Annotated in this window: 15 protein-coding genes; all 15 read left to right on the top strand. The window is 37.3% G+C overall.

Going from position 1 to position 16,305, the window contains the following annotated elements; genetic code table 11:
• The first annotated feature begins 9 nt into the window (after positions 1–9).
• The 15 genes from hemF to BVC88_RS17890 all read left to right on the top strand — a co-directional run bounded on the left by hemF (position 10) and on the right by BVC88_RS17890 (position 16,268).
• A complete protein-coding gene (hemF, locus tag BVC88_RS17960) occupies positions 10–921 on the top strand; it encodes an oxygen-dependent coproporphyrinogen oxidase (RefSeq protein WP_075352101.1) in 912 nt (303 codons plus the stop codon).
• On the top strand, positions 918–1,493 hold the full coding sequence (locus tag BVC88_RS17955; protein ID WP_075352100.1) for a phosphatase PAP2 family protein: 576 nt from the start codon (positions 918–920) through the stop codon (positions 1,491–1,493). The genes hemF and BVC88_RS17955 overlap by 4 nt, the downstream gene beginning before the upstream one ends.
• A gap of 238 nt (positions 1,494–1,731) precedes the next feature.
• Positions 1,732–3,210, top strand: a complete 1,479-nt coding sequence (locus tag BVC88_RS17950) for a hypothetical protein (protein WP_075352099.1) — start codon at positions 1,732–1,734, stop codon at positions 3,208–3,210.
• Positions 3,211–3,212: 2 nt separating this feature from the next.
• Complete coding sequence (locus BVC88_RS17945; protein WP_083639148.1) at positions 3,213–4,373, top strand: hypothetical protein; 1,161 nt, start codon at positions 3,213–3,215, stop codon at positions 4,371–4,373.
• A gap of 4 nt (positions 4,374–4,377) precedes the next feature.
• Positions 4,378–6,720: an OmpA family protein gene (locus BVC88_RS17940; RefSeq protein WP_139316603.1), complete on the top strand. Its 2,343-nt coding sequence runs from the start codon at positions 4,378–4,380 to the stop codon at positions 6,718–6,720.
• A gap of 84 nt (positions 6,721–6,804) precedes the next feature.
• The gene (locus tag BVC88_RS17935) at positions 6,805–7,974 is read left to right on the top strand and encodes a helix-turn-helix domain-containing protein (RefSeq protein WP_075352141.1); all 1,170 of its coding nucleotides are present in this window, start codon (positions 6,805–6,807) and stop codon (positions 7,972–7,974) included.
• 126 nt (positions 7,975–8,100) lie between these two features.
• Positions 8,101–9,663 carry an arylsulfatase gene (locus BVC88_RS17930; protein WP_083639146.1) on the top strand — a complete coding sequence of 521 codons (1,563 nt, stop codon included), beginning with the start codon at positions 8,101–8,103 and terminating at the stop codon, positions 9,661–9,663.
• A 58-nt stretch (positions 9,664–9,721) separates the two neighbouring features.
• Entirely contained in the window at positions 9,722–10,747 is a 1,026-nt protein-coding gene (locus BVC88_RS17925) for an HAD family hydrolase (RefSeq protein ID WP_083639145.1), read from the top strand.
• Positions 10,748–10,874: 127 nt separating this feature from the next.
• Positions 10,875–11,528: an outer membrane beta-barrel protein gene (locus tag BVC88_RS17920; RefSeq protein WP_075352096.1), complete on the top strand. Its 654-nt coding sequence runs from the start codon at positions 10,875–10,877 to the stop codon at positions 11,526–11,528.
• A 256-nt stretch (positions 11,529–11,784) separates the two neighbouring features.
• Complete coding sequence (locus BVC88_RS17915) at positions 11,785–12,981, top strand: BamA/TamA family outer membrane protein (RefSeq protein ID WP_075352095.1); 1,197 nt, start codon at positions 11,785–11,787, stop codon at positions 12,979–12,981.
• A gap of 175 nt (positions 12,982–13,156) precedes the next feature.
• Positions 13,157–13,627, top strand: coding sequence for a hypothetical protein (locus BVC88_RS17910; RefSeq protein ID WP_075352094.1), 471 nt, complete (start codon positions 13,157–13,159; stop codon positions 13,625–13,627).
• Positions 13,628–13,645: 18 nt separating this feature from the next.
• A complete protein-coding gene (locus BVC88_RS17905) occupies positions 13,646–14,293 on the top strand; it encodes a DUF4136 domain-containing protein (protein WP_075352093.1) in 648 nt (215 codons plus the stop codon).
• Between the two features lie 2 nt (positions 14,294–14,295).
• Positions 14,296–14,889, top strand: a complete 594-nt coding sequence (locus BVC88_RS17900) for an outer membrane beta-barrel protein (protein WP_075352092.1) — start codon at positions 14,296–14,298, stop codon at positions 14,887–14,889.
• Between the two features lie 173 nt (positions 14,890–15,062).
• The gene (locus tag BVC88_RS17895; protein ID WP_075352091.1) at positions 15,063–15,605 is read left to right on the top strand and encodes a DUF4136 domain-containing protein; all 543 of its coding nucleotides are present in this window, start codon (positions 15,063–15,065) and stop codon (positions 15,603–15,605) included.
• Positions 15,606–15,629: 24 nt separating this feature from the next.
• Positions 15,630–16,268: a DUF4136 domain-containing protein gene (locus tag BVC88_RS17890; RefSeq protein ID WP_075352090.1), complete on the top strand. Its 639-nt coding sequence runs from the start codon at positions 15,630–15,632 to the stop codon at positions 16,266–16,268.
• Positions 16,269–16,305 lie beyond the last annotated feature (37 nt).

The raw sequence follows: 16,305 nt of genomic DNA, 5'->3' as shown, positions 1-16,305 counted from the left end.
ATCAAGGAAATGGCAAGAAAAACAAAAGAAGAAATCGCTGAAATCTACCAGCAAATGCAAGACTACATCTGCGAGCGAATCTCCAAAGCAGATGGAAGCGGATATTTTGAAGAGGACAAATGGAATCGTGCTGAAGGAGGAGGTGGAAGAACTCGAATCTTCAGAAACGGAGCGATTCTTGAGAAAGCGGGAATCGCCTTCTCTGCGGTACATGGTCCTACCCCAAAAAAGATTTTGGATAAACTTGGTCTAGACGAGGCAGATTTTTTTGCAACCGGAGTATCTATCGTGATTCACCCCAAGAGTCCGATGGTACCTATCATTCATATGAATATTAGGTATTTTGAAATGGATAATGGTGAATATTGGTTTGGTGGAGGAATTGATCTCACCCCTCATTACATTGATCCTGCAGATGCATCTTATTTCCACCAAAAAGTCAAAGAAGTCTGCGATAGGTTTGAAAAGGACTATTACCCAAAATTCAAAAATTGGGCAGACGACTACTTTTTCATAAAGCATAGAGATGAAACCCGAGGTATAGGAGGTATTTTTTATGATAGGCTCAAAGCTGAGAATGATGAAGGATTTGAAAAAATACTTGATTTTAGTCTGGCGATTGGAAGACTCTTCCCTGAGGTTTATGGACACTTTATGTCGAAAAACTCTTCTTTGCCCTATGGGGAAAATGAGGTTTCCTGGCAAGGTTTGAGGCGGGGAAGATATGTAGAATTCAACTTGGTATGGGATGCAGGAACAAAATTTGGATTGGACACAAATGGGAGAACAGAAAGTATTCTAATGAGTATGCCTCCTGTGGCCAACTGGGAATACATGCATGAGGTAGTTGAAGGTAGCATGGAGGACTTCACACAAAAAAATTTAAGAAAAGGTATCGATTGGCTAAATTTTGAGAAATGATTCAGCAATTAAAAAATTGGGACGAGGAGTTATTTATTTGGCTGAATAGCTTTCATGCAGATTGGCTGGATCCAATCGTATTTCAATTGACTCAGACGATCACTTGGATTCCATTTTATGCGATACTGATTTATCTTATTTATCGTGCTGACCACAAGGGGATTTGGTGGGTCTTAGGAGGAGCTGCTTTGACTATCCTTATTTCTGATCAAGTTACTTCTGGATTTATGAAGCCATTTTTCGAACGCTTGAGACCTTGTCATGATGAACGTTGGGAAGGAATCATGCATAATTATGGAAGATGTGGCGGATTATTCGGGTTTGTTTCTTCCCATGCGGCAAACACTTTTGGAATTGCCACATTTTTAAACCTTAAACTGAAAGGCAAAATCCCATTTTTGAAATGGCTCTACCTCTGGGCATTTATCATATCATACACTCGGATCTATCTCGGCGTTCATTATCCTTTTGACATCCTTCTGGGGGCAGTTATTGGAATTATTGCCGGCTTACTTACTTGGTTTTTAATTGTATTTGTCAAGCGGGAAATCTTAAAAACATTTTTGAAATAAGTTTTTTAAATCAATTGATTTGTCAAATTCTGAGGAATCAGAACATGTTTTCTCTCCGCTACAAAAATATTTTTCGGTGATTTGATTTAAATCACCTGCAAGTGAATTTCATTCACTTGCAGGTGATTATGTAGGTCATATTGTTATTGCAGGTTACAAGAAATCGAATTAAAATTTGCAAATTAAGACATATGATGAATAATTAATAAACTCTTATTTCCATAAACAAATTTTTATTATGTCTCTGTTTCAGCATAAAACTTACTTAACTAAGAAAACTGAAATCTTATTTTTCATTCTTTCATTAGTTTTTTGCCTCACCGTTCACAAATCAAATGCTCAAGACACACATCATTGGAACAATCAGTTTGGAACTAGAGCCGCACTTTTAGGAGGGGCGGTTTTGACTGATACCATAGACAATGCAGGTGTATATTATAATCCCGGTAATCTAGCCTACCTCGATACCACTACCCTATCGATTAATGCAAACTTGTATGGCATTGAAAATATTAAAGTTCAAAATGCATTAGGCCAAAAAGCTGATTTCAAAGGCGTCCAATTCAATACTATCCCGCTACTTATATCAGGATCTATTCGCAATAAATCAAAGTGGAATATTAGCTACGGTTTATTAACTCCAGTAAGTTTTAAGTTTAATGGGAATGCAAGAATTGTAGGGGATTTTGATTTGATCGAAGAAGCTGAGAGCCCTGGAAAAGAAGAACTTGTCGCTGAATCATCGATCAATACCACCGTCCAGGAAACTGCATTGACTTTAGGTATTGGTAGAAAAATAAAACCCAATCTTGGCTTTGGTTTAAGTCTCATCAATACTTTCAGATCGGTTAATTATGATTATAGATTCTCTGCAAGGACTCTTTTGATTAATCCTACTACTGAGCTTCTCGTCGGTCGAAATCAAAACGAGTTTGTCAATTACTATAATGTGCGTACTGCCTTAAAGATGGGATTTAACTATCAAAAACCTGGTTTTGGTCTTGGATTAACATTGATGAGTCCGGGGATAAGGCTAATGGGGAGTGGAACAGTGGCAGGAGATTTGACCCTATCTAACATTCAATTTGGCGAGAATAGATTATCGGCATTTGCCTCTGATCGACAAGAAAAACTCAAATCAAACTACAAATCACCATTTGAAATCGGGTTAGGTTTTCACAAGCAAATTAGCCAATCTATAATCAGTTTAAATGTCACCCATTTTGGAGGATTCGATCCTTATTTAATTATTAAAGCTGAACCTGGTGTCTTTGTAAGACCAAGTAATATTGGAGAAGATCTAGGAAGCGAAAAATTTCTAAATCTTGAAACCGGAATGAAATCAGTGACAAATTTCTCAATCGGGTACCAAACGAAAATCAAAACAAATGTCTCTTTAATGGGAAGTTTCAGATCTGATTTTTCATATTTCGACAGCTCGTCATTAGAAGCACAACAACTTACCACAGAGTTTAGCCAATGGGATATTTATCACCTTTCCATCGGAACAATAATAAATCAAGAAAGAAGTAGCTTAACATTAGGTTTAATTTATAGCTTCGGCGGCACAGACGAATTTGTACAGGACAATAGCTTCAACGACGTTGAGATAAACAATCCACTCACTGGCTCTTTGAAAATAATTCAAGCCAACTATTTCAACATTGGGATATTAGTTGGGTATTCCTTTCGATTTAAAAAATTTAATTTTAACTAAGTATGATGAAAAATCTACTATTCCTCTTGTTGTTACTCTTCGGTTCAATGCCTTTGCAAGCTCAAATCGAAACTATCAACCTGGATATTGTGACTGGGAAACTGAACGGTACAAACCCAATTCCTGCTGAGAAGGAATTTTACATACAGGGTTCCATTCCTGAAAAAATAGAAATGGTCAAATTGACTATCTACCCTTCCAAGAAAACTGAGAAGGCAGGCTATTCTTATTTTTGGAAATCTCCTTTTGGATATAAGGAATTATCCTATCAGGTGCTCGTATCCAACCCGCTTCGATCAAGCCAAAATTACTATTTGGAATTTGGTTTCTACCAGAAGGCCGGCAAAGACCAAATCGATGAAGTGACACGATTAATTAGTCAAAACATCGAATCCTATCTGTCTACTATTACCACAATAAAACGAGGAGGCATCAAATTTTCAGAGTCAAATGAGGTAATTCTCTCAAATTTGGAGCAAATCCTTGAAAAAGGGTCTTATTACTTTGAGCTTCCAAATGGAGAAAAATTCCCTGGATTCAGTGATATCTCAAGAGCTAAACTTGAGCAACGTGAAAAACTGAAAATGGGAAAAGCGAAATACAATGCAACCCAAGTCGGTGAAAATGACAATGCTCGAGCCATATATGCTGCCCAATATTTAGCAGAATTAAATGAAATATTGACAGCAGAGATCGCTCAATACCTTAGCCCTAATATGCTGGTAAGAGTTGACGAGAAGATTTTTCGAAATTATCCAACAGAAAAAACCGCAAACTTAATCCCAATTAATATTGGATATGGAGCAATTTCGCTAAGCAAAGGTCTTCCCGATCAGGAGTTTACTCATAGCCCTTATGTGGGATTTTCATTTCCTCTCGGAAACCGGACTTTTGCCCGATTTATGAATAATCTTTCCATTTCCTCGGGAGTCTTCATTTCCGGAAATATGGAGAACGCCCTGAATGAACGTATCTCAGGACCTATTGACAGACCTATATATGTAGGACTAGGCTATAATTTCTTTCGCGTCATTCGACTCAATGCAGGAGGCACATTTATCACTACAGAACAATTGGGAGGAATGAATGTGGATAGCTTTCAGCCATTTGTGGGTTTGAGTGCAGAATTCAATCTTTGGTTAGGTTTTGGAAAAAAGAAATAAGAATATGAAAAAGCTACTTACCAGTATTCTAGTTCTTTTAATCACATGCTCAGCTCATGCACAGCTTCATGGAAATAAATGGAGGTTTGGACTTAGCATGGGTACTACAAATTATATAGGAGATATAAGACCAATGCCCTTGAGAGAGTTTAAAAACATACCGAAACTCTATACCCACTACAAGACTTATTCAGAACAGTTCTCTTATCAAGCCTCGCTTGAATACGCTCTGGGCAATTCTGTAGGTCTTATGTTGACAGCAGGTAGTTATCAATTTGGATCGGGAGATCGTTTCGTCCAAAATGATGGAACTCTTTTGATAGAAAGTTCGAGTTTTGATCGTGCATTAAATTTTCAAACCAACCTCTACGATGCCGGTCTTTCATTTGTGTTCAAACCAGATAACAACTGGCTTCTTTCGGGGAAATCATTTTTTGCTCCCTACCTTACTTTAGGTCTCGGGGTTCAGACTTTTGATGTTTCGGGAGACTTATTGGATGCTAATGGAAATCGCTATGATTACACCAATCAGAATACAATCCCAGACGGAAATTTTGAGACTTCTCTAACTTCTTTGGGGACTGAGCGAATGGATGGATATAATCGGACCACGCTTTATGCTAATCTAGGATTAGGAGTGCGATTCAGAATCACTAAATCAATAGAATTCTTTGCCCAGTCTGATTTTAAAAGAGCCGCTACAGATTATTTAGATGATGTATCAGGAGAATACCGAGTAACTTATGACAATGATTTTCAAGAATATGCTGCAAAGCCAGGAACAAATATTGTGAGTGCGGAGAATCCTAATAGAGGATTTAATGATGGAAAGAGGGATTGGTACATCTATCACGGTATGGGTATCAAGTTTAGTTTTGGAGCTAATAAGGAAGCCTTTAAACCTCCGGTAATAACACAACGATACACTTATGTTCCTACAGAGCTTTCCCAAAAGCAACTTGAACAAGAAGAAATCAAAGAAAGGCTTGGAAATGAGGCAGGCACTACAAATAATTATTTTACTGTGATCCAGCTTCCCGGAAGTGAAACAAAAGCAGGGTCGAAAGCACCACTAGATTCAATTCAACAAGCTAAAAATCAATCGCTAATTGACTCATTAAGCCTTCAAGAGCAAGTGTTGATCTCTGAAATTAAAGTGGCAGAGACCGAATTAAGTTCGATTGACGAAGCAATAGACTTAGCACAAAAAGATACTTTGGTATCTGAATCTATTCTGGCTACAAGACTTGAGGTGATGGAAAGTGAAAAATCACTGATTCAAGGGAAAATAACGAGTTTAAACTCTCTGAGCAGTGGAAATAAATTTAAGCTAGATTCTTTAATCCAAGAATCAAAGCAGTTTACAGTCGCTGATTCTACAATTGATTCTGCTGGTTTAATGCGTGAATTAATCATTTACCCCGGTCAAGTAAGTCGGATTTTATATGGCGCAAATTCTCAAGCAGTTCTAAAGCTAGATTCAGCAAATCAACAAACAACTGCAATGAGTAGATCGGTAGCTAATGATGGGTCAATAAGTAGAAAAGAACTCGAGGCTGAAATGGAAAAATTCAGGTCAGAAATGATCCAAGCCCAAGCGAAACGTGATTCAGCGATGATCATGGCTTTTGCAAATAGATTTCAAGTCTCAGAAGATGAACCAAAAGGAAAAGCTACTCAGGCAGATCCACAAGAAATCACAATTAAGCAGGAAGGGGTTGATAGTAAAACAGCAGAGAAAAATAATGAGTTACTGAAGGACGCCCTATTAATCGGCGGGACAGCAGCTGTAACTTCTGCAATTGTAAGTGATAAAAAAGAAACTAAGGTAGATTCAACCGAAATAGTAACACCAGAAATCATTGCTTCTGACTCTCTGAATGTGAGTGCTTCTGATTCTGTCAAGTTAAATACTACGGCTGTGGTACCCGTCTTGACTCAGCCTGAAATCAGAATTGACACTGTATATAGAACTGATACACTATTTGTAGAGAATGAAATTCAAGTTCTAATGAGTCAAGCCAAAATTGAGGTTTATTTCGAAACAAATAAAGCCACCCTTTCTGAATCTGAAATAGCAAAATTAATTCCTATCAAAGAACTCCTCGATAGAAATCCAGACAAGTTTTTGGAACTTGTCGGTTTTGCTGATAATACCGGTTCTATTGCATATAACTTAACCCTTTCTGAAAAACGAGTGGAGTCAGTCAAAAAGATTCTCATAGAAACTTACCAAATTCCTGTCGAAAGAATCAAGACAGGTGATGGGGGTCTAATCGTACGGGGAAAAAACAAAGGGGCGGAAGAAAAAGATCGAAAAGTGGAAATTCGCATTATCAACGAATAAGTAAAAGAAATAGTGGAAGGAGAAAAACCTGTTGTTTTAACGACAGGTTTTTTTTATTTCTATCTTTGGATGTCTAATAGAATTATGGATATACTTTTAAACTTCAAGGAGCTCTGTTATTTTGTCTCCATAATCATCGGTATTGAGGTAAGTTTGGTGCTCTTTATTTTTGGTATTAAAAAAGAAAAAACAAATATTTTACTTGGGTTCAATATTTTTTTTACGACCTATTCTCTTTTTCTAGCAAGTCTAATTTCCTCTGGAATGTTGGTCAATTTTCCGGAGTTATATAGAACTGGAAATTTTACTGGACTATTGATTGGACCATTGCTCTACATTTATATTAGAAATGTAGTTTATCAAAACTCACTTTCATATAAAGATCTGATTCATTTGATTCCGTTCCTGGTTTTTTTGATTGATTTCTGGCCAATTTACTTTTTAAGTTCTTCTGACAAACTAGGATTAATTCTAAGCGAAATTGATGATCCAGCTAAGTTTACCAATTTCAATCAATCAAGATTTTTCCCTTCAAACTTTCACGGAATTTTTAGGACAATATTGTTAGCTTTCTATTGGATACTTTCTAGTAGAATTGTCTATAAAAACAGGAAGCATTTTCTAAAAACTAAAAACCAGTTCGGTTCTATCTGGCAAAAATGGATTACACTTTATTTATTTTTATGGCTATTTTCATTTCTCCCCTATTTTCTAATTGGAATTAAAGGTGATCCTCAATTAGCATTCGATTTGATCCACTTTTCAGTAGCGTTGATCACCATTTTTGCAGGAGTAGCTTTGCTTTTCTTCCCAAAAATCCTATATGGATTGGATGAGTTCGAATTTATTGTAAACGAACAAAATGAAGTGGATGAAAACTTAGAAAAGCATGTACTGAGTACCGAAAAGATCCAAGAACTAAAGAAAAAAATACACAAATCGTTGAAAGAAGAAAAGGTCTTTCTAATCAAAGGGTATTCCTTGGCTGATCTTGCAAAAGACACTGAAATACCTAGCTACCTTTTAACTATCTACATTAATAAATATCTAAACTGCTCCTTTTCAGATTTGATCAATAAAGAACGTGTTGATGAAAGTATAAGAATGATTGAAAATGGGTATTTGGAGCAAAAAACTTTTGAGGGAATCGCTGATCTATGCGGATTCAACAATAGAAATTCATTCATTAATTCCTTTAAGAAATATAAAGGAATGACGCCATCCCAATACAAAAATCAGCTGAATATAGCTTAGAATTTGACCTTAATGTGTCAATTCATCGATTGTTAGCAAGGTAAAATACCCTTGTTAGGCTTTTTGAATGACTTTTTTTAAATTTAATCTGCAACATTCAATTTCAATCTTAATTCTATTCATTTTATGAAGAAATTACTTTTAATGCTTTTGGGAGCATACCTAAGTGTAGCAAGTTATGCTCAGGAGAAAAAACCAAATATTCTTGTCATTTGGGGCGATGATATTGGGACTTGGAACATCAGCCACAACAACCGTGGTATGATGGGATATAGAACTCCAAATATTGACAGAATCGCAAGAGAGGGAGTGGCATTTACTGATTATTACGCACAGCAGTCTTGTACTGCAGGTAGAGCAGCTTTTATTGGAGGAAATGTACCCGTGAGAACAGGTATGACTAAAGTAGGAATGCCAGGAGCAAAAGAAGGATGGCAGACTACGGATATCACCATGGCTACAGTATTAAAAAGCATGGGCTATGCTACTGGACAATTTGGGAAAAATCACCAAGGAGATCGGGACGAGCACTTGCCAACCAATCATGGATTTGATGAGTTTTTTGGAAATCTTTATCACCTCAATGCTGAAGAAGAGCCAGAGAATGAGGATTATCCAACAGACATGATCTTAGCAAATGGTAAGAAGTTCCAAGATGTCTATGGACCAAGAGGTGTTATTCACTCTTGGGCCGATGGAAAAGGAGGACAGAAAATCGAAGACACCGGTGCTTTGACCAAAAAGCGAATGGAGACTATCGATGATGAGTCAGTAGCAGCCGCAAAAGAATTTATCAAAAAGCAGGTAGCCGCAGGAAAGCCTTTCTTCACTTGGTGGAATGGTACCAGAATGCACTTTAGAACACACGTGAAAGAAGAGCATCGTGGAATCTCTGGTCAAGATGAGTATGGTGACGGAATGGTTGAGCACGACATGCATGTAGGCGAGCTCCTTGCATTATTAGATGAGCTAGGTATTGCCGACAATACTGTTGTCATGTATTCTACAGATAATGGCCCACACTATAACACTTGGCCTGACGCTGGAACTACTCCTTTCCATGGAGAGAAAAACAGTAGCTGGGAAGGTGCTTTCAGAGTTCCTGCCTTTGTTAAATGGCCAGGTAAATTCCCTGCTGGAACTACTTTGAACGGAATAGTATCACATGAGGATTGGTTGCCAACTTTTGCAGCAATCGCTGGAGATCCTGACGTGAAAAGCAAAATCATGAAAGGAGTCACTATGGGAGGCCGAACCTACAAAAACTACATTGATGGAGTTAATCAATTGGATTACTTAACTGGAAAAGTCGCTGAGTCACCTAGAAAAGGATTTGTATACGTGGATGATGCAGGATCTATAGCCGCTTTGCGTTATTTAGATTGGAAAGCAATGTTCTTAGAGAACCGAGCAAGCCATCTTCAAATCTGGTTAGAGCCATTCGTAGAACTTAGAGCTCCTTATTTGATGAATCTACGAAGAGATCCTTTCGAGAAAGCATTATATGGCTCAAATACCTATTATGATTGGTACATAGACAGAGCTTATATTTTGACATCGATCCAAGGATATGCCTTCAACTTCCTCTCCACTTTCCAGGAATATCCACCTAGCCAGACTGCTGGTGACTGGAGCTTAGGGAAAGTTCAGAAACAAATAGAAAACATGTCTAAAGGACAAAATCAATAAAATTAAAAAAAACCGGTTCAGAACGAACCGGTTTTTTTCCTAGTAAACTAGATTAGCTATGAAAACGAAATTCATTCTTTTTCTTTTTATAAGTAGTATCATTTTCACTTCGTGTGAATCCCCAAACTCTGCAGATGAAAGCTCAAGTACTACTGAGTCTGTAGTATCGGACCCACTTCCTTCTTGGAATGAGGGAATATCCAAGCAATCTATCCTTGATTTTGTAGCTGCGACCACCACTGAGGGTAATCCGGACTTTGTAGCTCCAGCTGACCGAATCGCAACCTTTGACAATGATGGCTGCCTTTGGTCCGAACAACCCTTCTATTTTCAGTTACAATTTTCATTAGATAGAATAAAGGCCATGTCTCCCGACCATCCTGAATGGTCCAAGGATCCTCTTTTAGCAGCTGCAATTGCAGGAGATGTGGAAAAGGTATTCTCTTTTGGAGAACACGGATTGCTAAAATTAGTAATGGTCACTCACTCAGGAATGACTGAAGATGAATTTAATACCGAAGTCCTTGATTGGATTAACTCAGCAAGACATCCAAAAACCAATCTGCTTTATAAAGAAATGGTCTATCAGCCTATGCTCGAAGTTTTAGACTATTTAAGGGCAAATGGCTTTAAGACTTTTATTGTTTCAGGAGGTGGAATTGATTTTATGCGGCCTTGGAGTCAGGAAGTATATGGAATCCCATCTGAGCAAGTCATAGGTAGTTCCATTAAATCAAAATTTGAAATGGTGGACGGCAAGGGAACTATAATCAAACTGCCTGAACTAGATTTTATCGATGACAAGGATGGTAAACCAGTTGGAATACATCAATATATTGGGAAAAGACCTATTGCTGCTTTTGGAAATTCAGATGGAGATTTACAAATGCTTCAATATTCAGCAGGGACTGAAGGTAAATCATTACAAGTCTACGTGCATCATACAGATGCTGACAGGGAGTGGGCCTATGATCGAGGTTCTCCAATTGGTGGATTTGATAAAGGATGGGACTATGCTACTGAAAATGGTTGGACCATTGTAGATATGAAAAATGATTGGAAAAAGATCTATCCAAAAGAATAGTTTTATTTTCTAGTTTATCCAAAATTATCAGAGATTTAAAAGTAATAAAACACCAAAACTCAATTAATATTAACTCCCCAAAGGGAAAAATAAATTCTATTTTGCTTTCCATTTAACTCACAAAAAAATGAAAAAATCATTATTAATATTATTTCTTTCAGTTATTTCCTCTGCGGTTATGGCTCAGGAAATCCGCTTAAACACTTACGGTGGCTATGTCTTTGATGATGGAGTGGACTCATACTTTTCGAATACGTCTTTCTATGATGGAACCATCAAGGGAGGCTTCCGATGGGGAGCAGGATTGGAATATCATATTCCTGCAAAAGGGGCAATTGAAATTCAATATTTACGACAAGATACCAATGCACCTACTATTTATCAGGATGGAGGAATTCTAAATGGTCAGCTTCAACAAACCGATTTTGATCTTGCCTTAAATTGGATCATGTTGAATGGTACAAGGTATTTCCCTGTCAATGAAACTATAGAACCATTTGCTGGTGCTGGTTTGGGAATGGGAATATTTGCTTTAGATAATCCTGATAATGGAAACTCTAGAAATTCCACCAAATTCGCATGGAATATTCGAGGAGGAACAAATATTTGGTTAGCAGAAAATGTAGCCTTAAGAGTGCAGGCCTCACTTTTCTCGGCTGTTCAATCTGTTGGAGGAGGATTTTACTTTGGAACCGGAGGAACAGGCGCAGGATTGAGCACATATTCTTCTATGTACCAGTTTGGCTTTGATGGTGGACTTGTTTTTAGAATTCCTAATTAAAAAGCTGCATTTGCAAGTCAATGAAACAGTTTCAAATATTACCAAAAGGGGAAAAAGAAATTACTTTTTCCCCTTTTAAATTTTATAGAAAACATGGGTCATGTTTACAACTTTAATCTTTTGACAAAATTTGATTATTGCTAAAAAAGACGGAAATAGCCTATGGAATTTAAAAATTCTCCATACATCTAACAGTTCCAATTAACTGGAAAAAGGAATAATTAAGCAATCAAAATTCAAAACAAAACCTCTCCAAATGAAAAGAATCTTACTTCTAGTTAGTTTAATTTTGATTGCATTTTCAGCTTCTTCTCAGGATTCCATCAGTTACCAGCCTAATAAATTTAATCAGTTTAAAGTAGTGCCTCTTCCCGCGATTGGATCCAATCCCGCAAACGGTTGGTTATTTGGAATTGCCCCTTCAGCTACTTGGCGAATGGGGGACCCAAGCATTACTCACCTTTCTAATTTGGTTGGGAATTTTCTTTATACCACTAAAAAACAATGGATTTTTAGTTCAAGAAGTAATATTTTTTTAAATGAAGATTCCTGGATCCTAGTGGGAGATTGGAGGTACTTCATTACCTCACAACCAACTTTCGGCCTTGGAGGTAGCAGTCCGAATGAGCCAATGGAAAACCCAAACCAGCCAGGCGTTTATTGGGGAGAACAACAAATGGATTACAGCTGGGTGAGGTTCTATGAGACAGTTTTAAAACGGGTTGGAGATTCTAAATTTTATTTAGGACTCGGTTATCACTTAGATGTTTACTCTAAAATCGAGAACTTTATTGATTCAGAAATTCCTTCAGAATTGAATTTTTCTCATGATCATTACAATCAGCAATTAGGATTTAATACCGATAAATACACGGTTTCTGGCTTGACTTTCAATGCAATTATGGAAAATCGGGATGTGGCAGTTTCTCCTTATGAGAAGAATTTCGCATTGATTTCCTATAAAGTCAATCCTTCCTTTCTAGGTTCGGATCAATCTTCCTCTACCCTCTTACTTGATTACCGGCATTATTTCAATCTGAGTGAAAAGCGAAAAAGACACTTGATCGCCTTATGGGGATTTGGAAACTTCTTAGTTTCTGGGAATTTACCTTACATGGGCCTTCCATCAATTGGATACGACATGTTTGGGCGAGGTGGAAGAGGTTACGCACAAGGGAGATTCCGGGGAGAAAGCATGGCTTATTCAGAGGCTGAGTATCGATTTCCTCTCCAGAAAAATAAAGAGACTTTTGGAGGAACCGTATTCTTGAATGCAGCAAGTTTCAGCAGTAGAACTACCAAAGAAAAACTTTTTACCAATTTGAATCCGGGATATGGATTGGGCTTAAGAGTAATGATTAATAAAGAAAATCGCACGACCATTACAGCCGATTATGGTTTTGGACAAAACGGTAATTCAGGTTTTTATCTGAACATCAATGAGACTTTCTAAGAAGTTTGAATGACTTTTTTATCCTTATTTTTCTTTAATACGGGAGTTGTTTTTGTTTCAAATTGCGATAATTCAGCAAAATCGAGCAATTCCAAAGTCTTAAAAAAAACAAATCTCGGATCATATTTTTATATTTGAGATCAATTTGTATCAAGTTATTATTTATTATTTCGAAATGAAAAAACTCATTCTTTTACCTCTTATGCTTTTCGCTTTCGGTTTAGCCCCATCAATTGCCCAATCAATTGATGATGAAATTACTCTCATTCAAGCTGCTTTTGGAAAAGACAAAAAGATGCTCATCGATGCTTACATGGATCTTCCAGAATCTGTTTCACAGAGTTTCTGGAATGTTTACCAAGAATATGAGTCAGAGCGACAAGTGATCGGAAGAGAGCGAATCAAAATAATCAATGATTACCTAGAGGGCTACCAGTCTATGGGAGAGGAAGAAGCCGATCTTTTGGCATCACTTACTCTAAAAAATGATTTAGCTCTTAGTAAGCTTCATGCTAAGTATTATAAGAAATTCAAGAAAGCGACTTCAGCTTTAGATGCAGCGAAATTTATGCAGGTGGATAGTTATATCCACAATACCATACGAAATGCAATGCAACAAGAACTGCCTTTTATCGGCGAATATTAATTAAAATCAACTACCAGAATGTTTAAAAAAATCAATGCCTTAGTTGCCATTGTAAGTATTGCAATGGTATCTATTTCTTGCTTCCCCGATGGGGCAGAGTATATCGATGAATTAGATATTGTCTACACCAACTATGACGATTCATTCAATTTTCAAAGCAAAAGCACTTTTGCCCTTCCTGATAAGGTGATCAAAATCGATCAGGAAAACATCCCTGGTGAACCGGGTTTTGAACCAGAATTTGTTTCTCCTGCTTATTCAGCGGCAATTTTAGCATCTATCCGATCCAATATGAGAAGTTTGGGTTATACAGAAGTCACTTCTACAGCAGATCCGGATTTAATTATCCTTCCTGCAGTATTTCAGACTGATCAATTGTACTTCTACTACGATTGGTGGTATTGGAGCTGGTTTTATCCAGGTTGGGGTCCAGGATGGGGCTGGTATTATCCTGGATATTATCCTCCACAAGTGACGCGAATCAGAACTGGATCAGTAATCATGCAGATGACGGATCCTAAAAATCAAAATGCCGCAGATCAGATTCCGGTAGTTTGGACAGGAGTAGTCAATGGGCTTTTGGAAGGAAACGTAGATACGATTACTTCAAGAATCGGCACCACTATTAATCAAGCATTCGAACAATCACCATACTTAGCTAAATAATCATGAAAAAGTCAATCCTACTATTTGCTCTTTTGGTGATGATTATTGCTGAAAAAGCTAATGCACAAAAATCTTTATTTTCTTTCAATTACGCAGTAAGCATACCTACCGGAAATACTTCTGACTTCATAGATCAAGCTTCAGGAAGAGGATTCACTGCAGAGTTTCAAGTATTCACTAAGCGAAATATCACTTTCGGTGGAGAATTAGGTCATTTTACCCTTTACAAGCGTGAGCTAAATAAAGTCTATACCGAAGGAACAGCCTCACTATCAGGAGTTCAATATCGCTATCAGCAAAGTTATCCAATTTTAGCGACTGGAACTTATTTTGCAACCACCGAAGGTGCTGTAAAACCATATGGTAGTTTGGGATTAGGAACGATCGCACACAATCGAAGAATTGATATGGGCATTTTTACCTCTGAGAATACGTACTGGCAATTTGCATTAAGACCAGAGTTAGGGGTTTTGATCGCACCATCTGAAAATTTTGGTTTCAAGATTGGTGCTAAATACTATCAATCTTTCTCCGGAGGTGGATTAGATGGCCAATCAAACATTGGATTAAACTTTGGATTCGTATTCATTAGATAATAAGATGCTTGGCATTTCAAATTTTAAAGCCAGGTTTGACTATCATTTTTGAAAGTCAAACCTGGCTTTATGTTTAAAAACTGTACTTCATTTTTCCAGAAAAAGTAGCACTACACGCTTCCCATTAGTAATTCAGAATTACTGGCTAAATTAGAAATCTAAAAAAACACTTTATGAAGACTAAAAAACTAATATTCTTAGTATTCCTTTTCGGAGTATTTTCCTGCGGAGGATCGCGAGTAATTGTAGAGAATGATCAGTATAAAGATTTTAGTTTAACTGATTACAAGACCTTTGATTTCTTTGAAATAGATGCTCCAAACTCTGAAAACCCTAATTTCAAAGAGAATATTTCTTATTTAGAAGAAACTATAAGCAAGGAGTTAGTCGCACGTGGACTTACTAAATCTTCTACCAATCCTGATCTTAAAATCAACTTGGGAATAAAAATAGAAGACAAAGTGCAAACAAGAACAACTAGCTTAGCTACTGATCCATTCATGTATTCAGGACAACGATCCTATACTTGGCAAGCCAAAGAATTACCGGTGAATACTTATCGGGAAGGAAGCCTAACCGTACACCTAGTCGACCGTAACTCCAATAAAGCTGTTTGGGTAGGAACCATTGATCAGGTCCTTCCAAACAAACAAAAAAATACTCCGGCAGCTATAGAGTCTGCAGTATCAGAAATCTTCAAAGAATTAGACAATTAGAAAATCCACTTAACAAAAGTCAAAATGAAAAAACTAAATTACCTACTTGCCCTAGTCTTAATAGCTATGGTAAGTGCTTGCTCTCCTAGTACGAAAATAATTGGATCTTGGACTGGCCCAAACACTCCCTCTGAGCCGTATAAAAGTATTTTTGTAACAGCTATTTCTGAAAATCTGGTAGCCAGACAAACCATTGAGAATGATATTGATGCCATGCTTGAAAAAGATGGTGTAGAGGCTAAAAGTAGCTTCGAAATCATTCCTCCAGGTTTTAAAGCGACTGCAGAGAATAAAGACGCTACTGTTGCAGCAATACGCGATGGTGGAAGCGACGCTATTTTAACAATTGCACTACTCGATCAGACTTCTGAGACGCGTTATGTCCCTGGTACTACAATGTATTCTCCTATGGGATACGGTGGATACTACGGCAGATTCTCTGGATATTATTCCTATTATAACCCCGTAATGTATAGCCCTGGTTATTATTCTACAGATAAGAATTATTACCTAGAGATCAACTTATATGATGCTAATACAGAAGAACTTGTTTGGTCTGCTCAGTCAGAGACTACTAACCCATCCTCAATTGAGACCTTTTCCAACTCATTTTCCCAACTTGTCGTAAACCAACTGATTAAAGATGGTTTGATTGCCAAGTAATTGATTACTAAAAATTAAAAGGCCCGAACCTTAAAGA

The organism is Algoriphagus marinus (assembly GCF_001936475.1).
GTDB classification, from domain to species: Bacteria; Bacteroidota; Bacteroidia; order Cytophagales; family Cyclobacteriaceae; genus Algoriphagus; species Algoriphagus marinus.
This window is presented reverse-complemented; position numbering and strand designations above follow the sequence as displayed.

What these genes read in the sequence shown, in the direction of transcription:
- hemF (WP_075352101.1), top strand. Translation starts at nt 10, where the DNA reads ATGGCAAGAAAAACAAAAGAAGAAATCGCTGAAATCTACCAGCAAATG.
- BVC88_RS17955 (WP_075352100.1), top strand. Translation starts at nt 918, where the DNA reads ATGATTCAGCAATTAAAAAATTGGGACGAGGAGTTATTTATTTGGCTG.
- BVC88_RS17950 (WP_075352099.1), top strand. Translation starts at nt 1,732, where the DNA reads ATGTCTCTGTTTCAGCATAAAACTTACTTAACTAAGAAAACTGAAATC.
- BVC88_RS17945 (WP_083639148.1), top strand. Translation starts at nt 3,213, where the DNA reads ATGATGAAAAATCTACTATTCCTCTTGTTGTTACTCTTCGGTTCAATG.
- BVC88_RS17940 (WP_139316603.1), top strand. Translation starts at nt 4,378, where the DNA reads ATGAAAAAGCTACTTACCAGTATTCTAGTTCTTTTAATCACATGCTCA.
- BVC88_RS17935 (WP_075352141.1), top strand. Translation starts at nt 6,805, where the DNA reads ATGGATATACTTTTAAACTTCAAGGAGCTCTGTTATTTTGTCTCCATA.
- BVC88_RS17930 (WP_083639146.1), top strand. Translation starts at nt 8,101, where the DNA reads ATGAAGAAATTACTTTTAATGCTTTTGGGAGCATACCTAAGTGTAGCA.
- BVC88_RS17925 (WP_083639145.1), top strand. Translation starts at nt 9,722, where the DNA reads ATGAAAACGAAATTCATTCTTTTTCTTTTTATAAGTAGTATCATTTTC.
- BVC88_RS17920 (WP_075352096.1), top strand. Translation starts at nt 10,875, where the DNA reads ATGAAAAAATCATTATTAATATTATTTCTTTCAGTTATTTCCTCTGCG.
- BVC88_RS17915 (WP_075352095.1), top strand. Translation starts at nt 11,785, where the DNA reads ATGAAAAGAATCTTACTTCTAGTTAGTTTAATTTTGATTGCATTTTCA.
- BVC88_RS17910 (WP_075352094.1), top strand. Translation starts at nt 13,157, where the DNA reads ATGAAAAAACTCATTCTTTTACCTCTTATGCTTTTCGCTTTCGGTTTA.
- BVC88_RS17905 (WP_075352093.1), top strand. Translation starts at nt 13,646, where the DNA reads ATGTTTAAAAAAATCAATGCCTTAGTTGCCATTGTAAGTATTGCAATG.
- BVC88_RS17900 (WP_075352092.1), top strand. Translation starts at nt 14,296, where the DNA reads ATGAAAAAGTCAATCCTACTATTTGCTCTTTTGGTGATGATTATTGCT.
- BVC88_RS17895 (WP_075352091.1), top strand. Translation starts at nt 15,063, where the DNA reads ATGAAGACTAAAAAACTAATATTCTTAGTATTCCTTTTCGGAGTATTT.
- BVC88_RS17890 (WP_075352090.1), top strand. Translation starts at nt 15,630, where the DNA reads ATGAAAAAACTAAATTACCTACTTGCCCTAGTCTTAATAGCTATGGTA.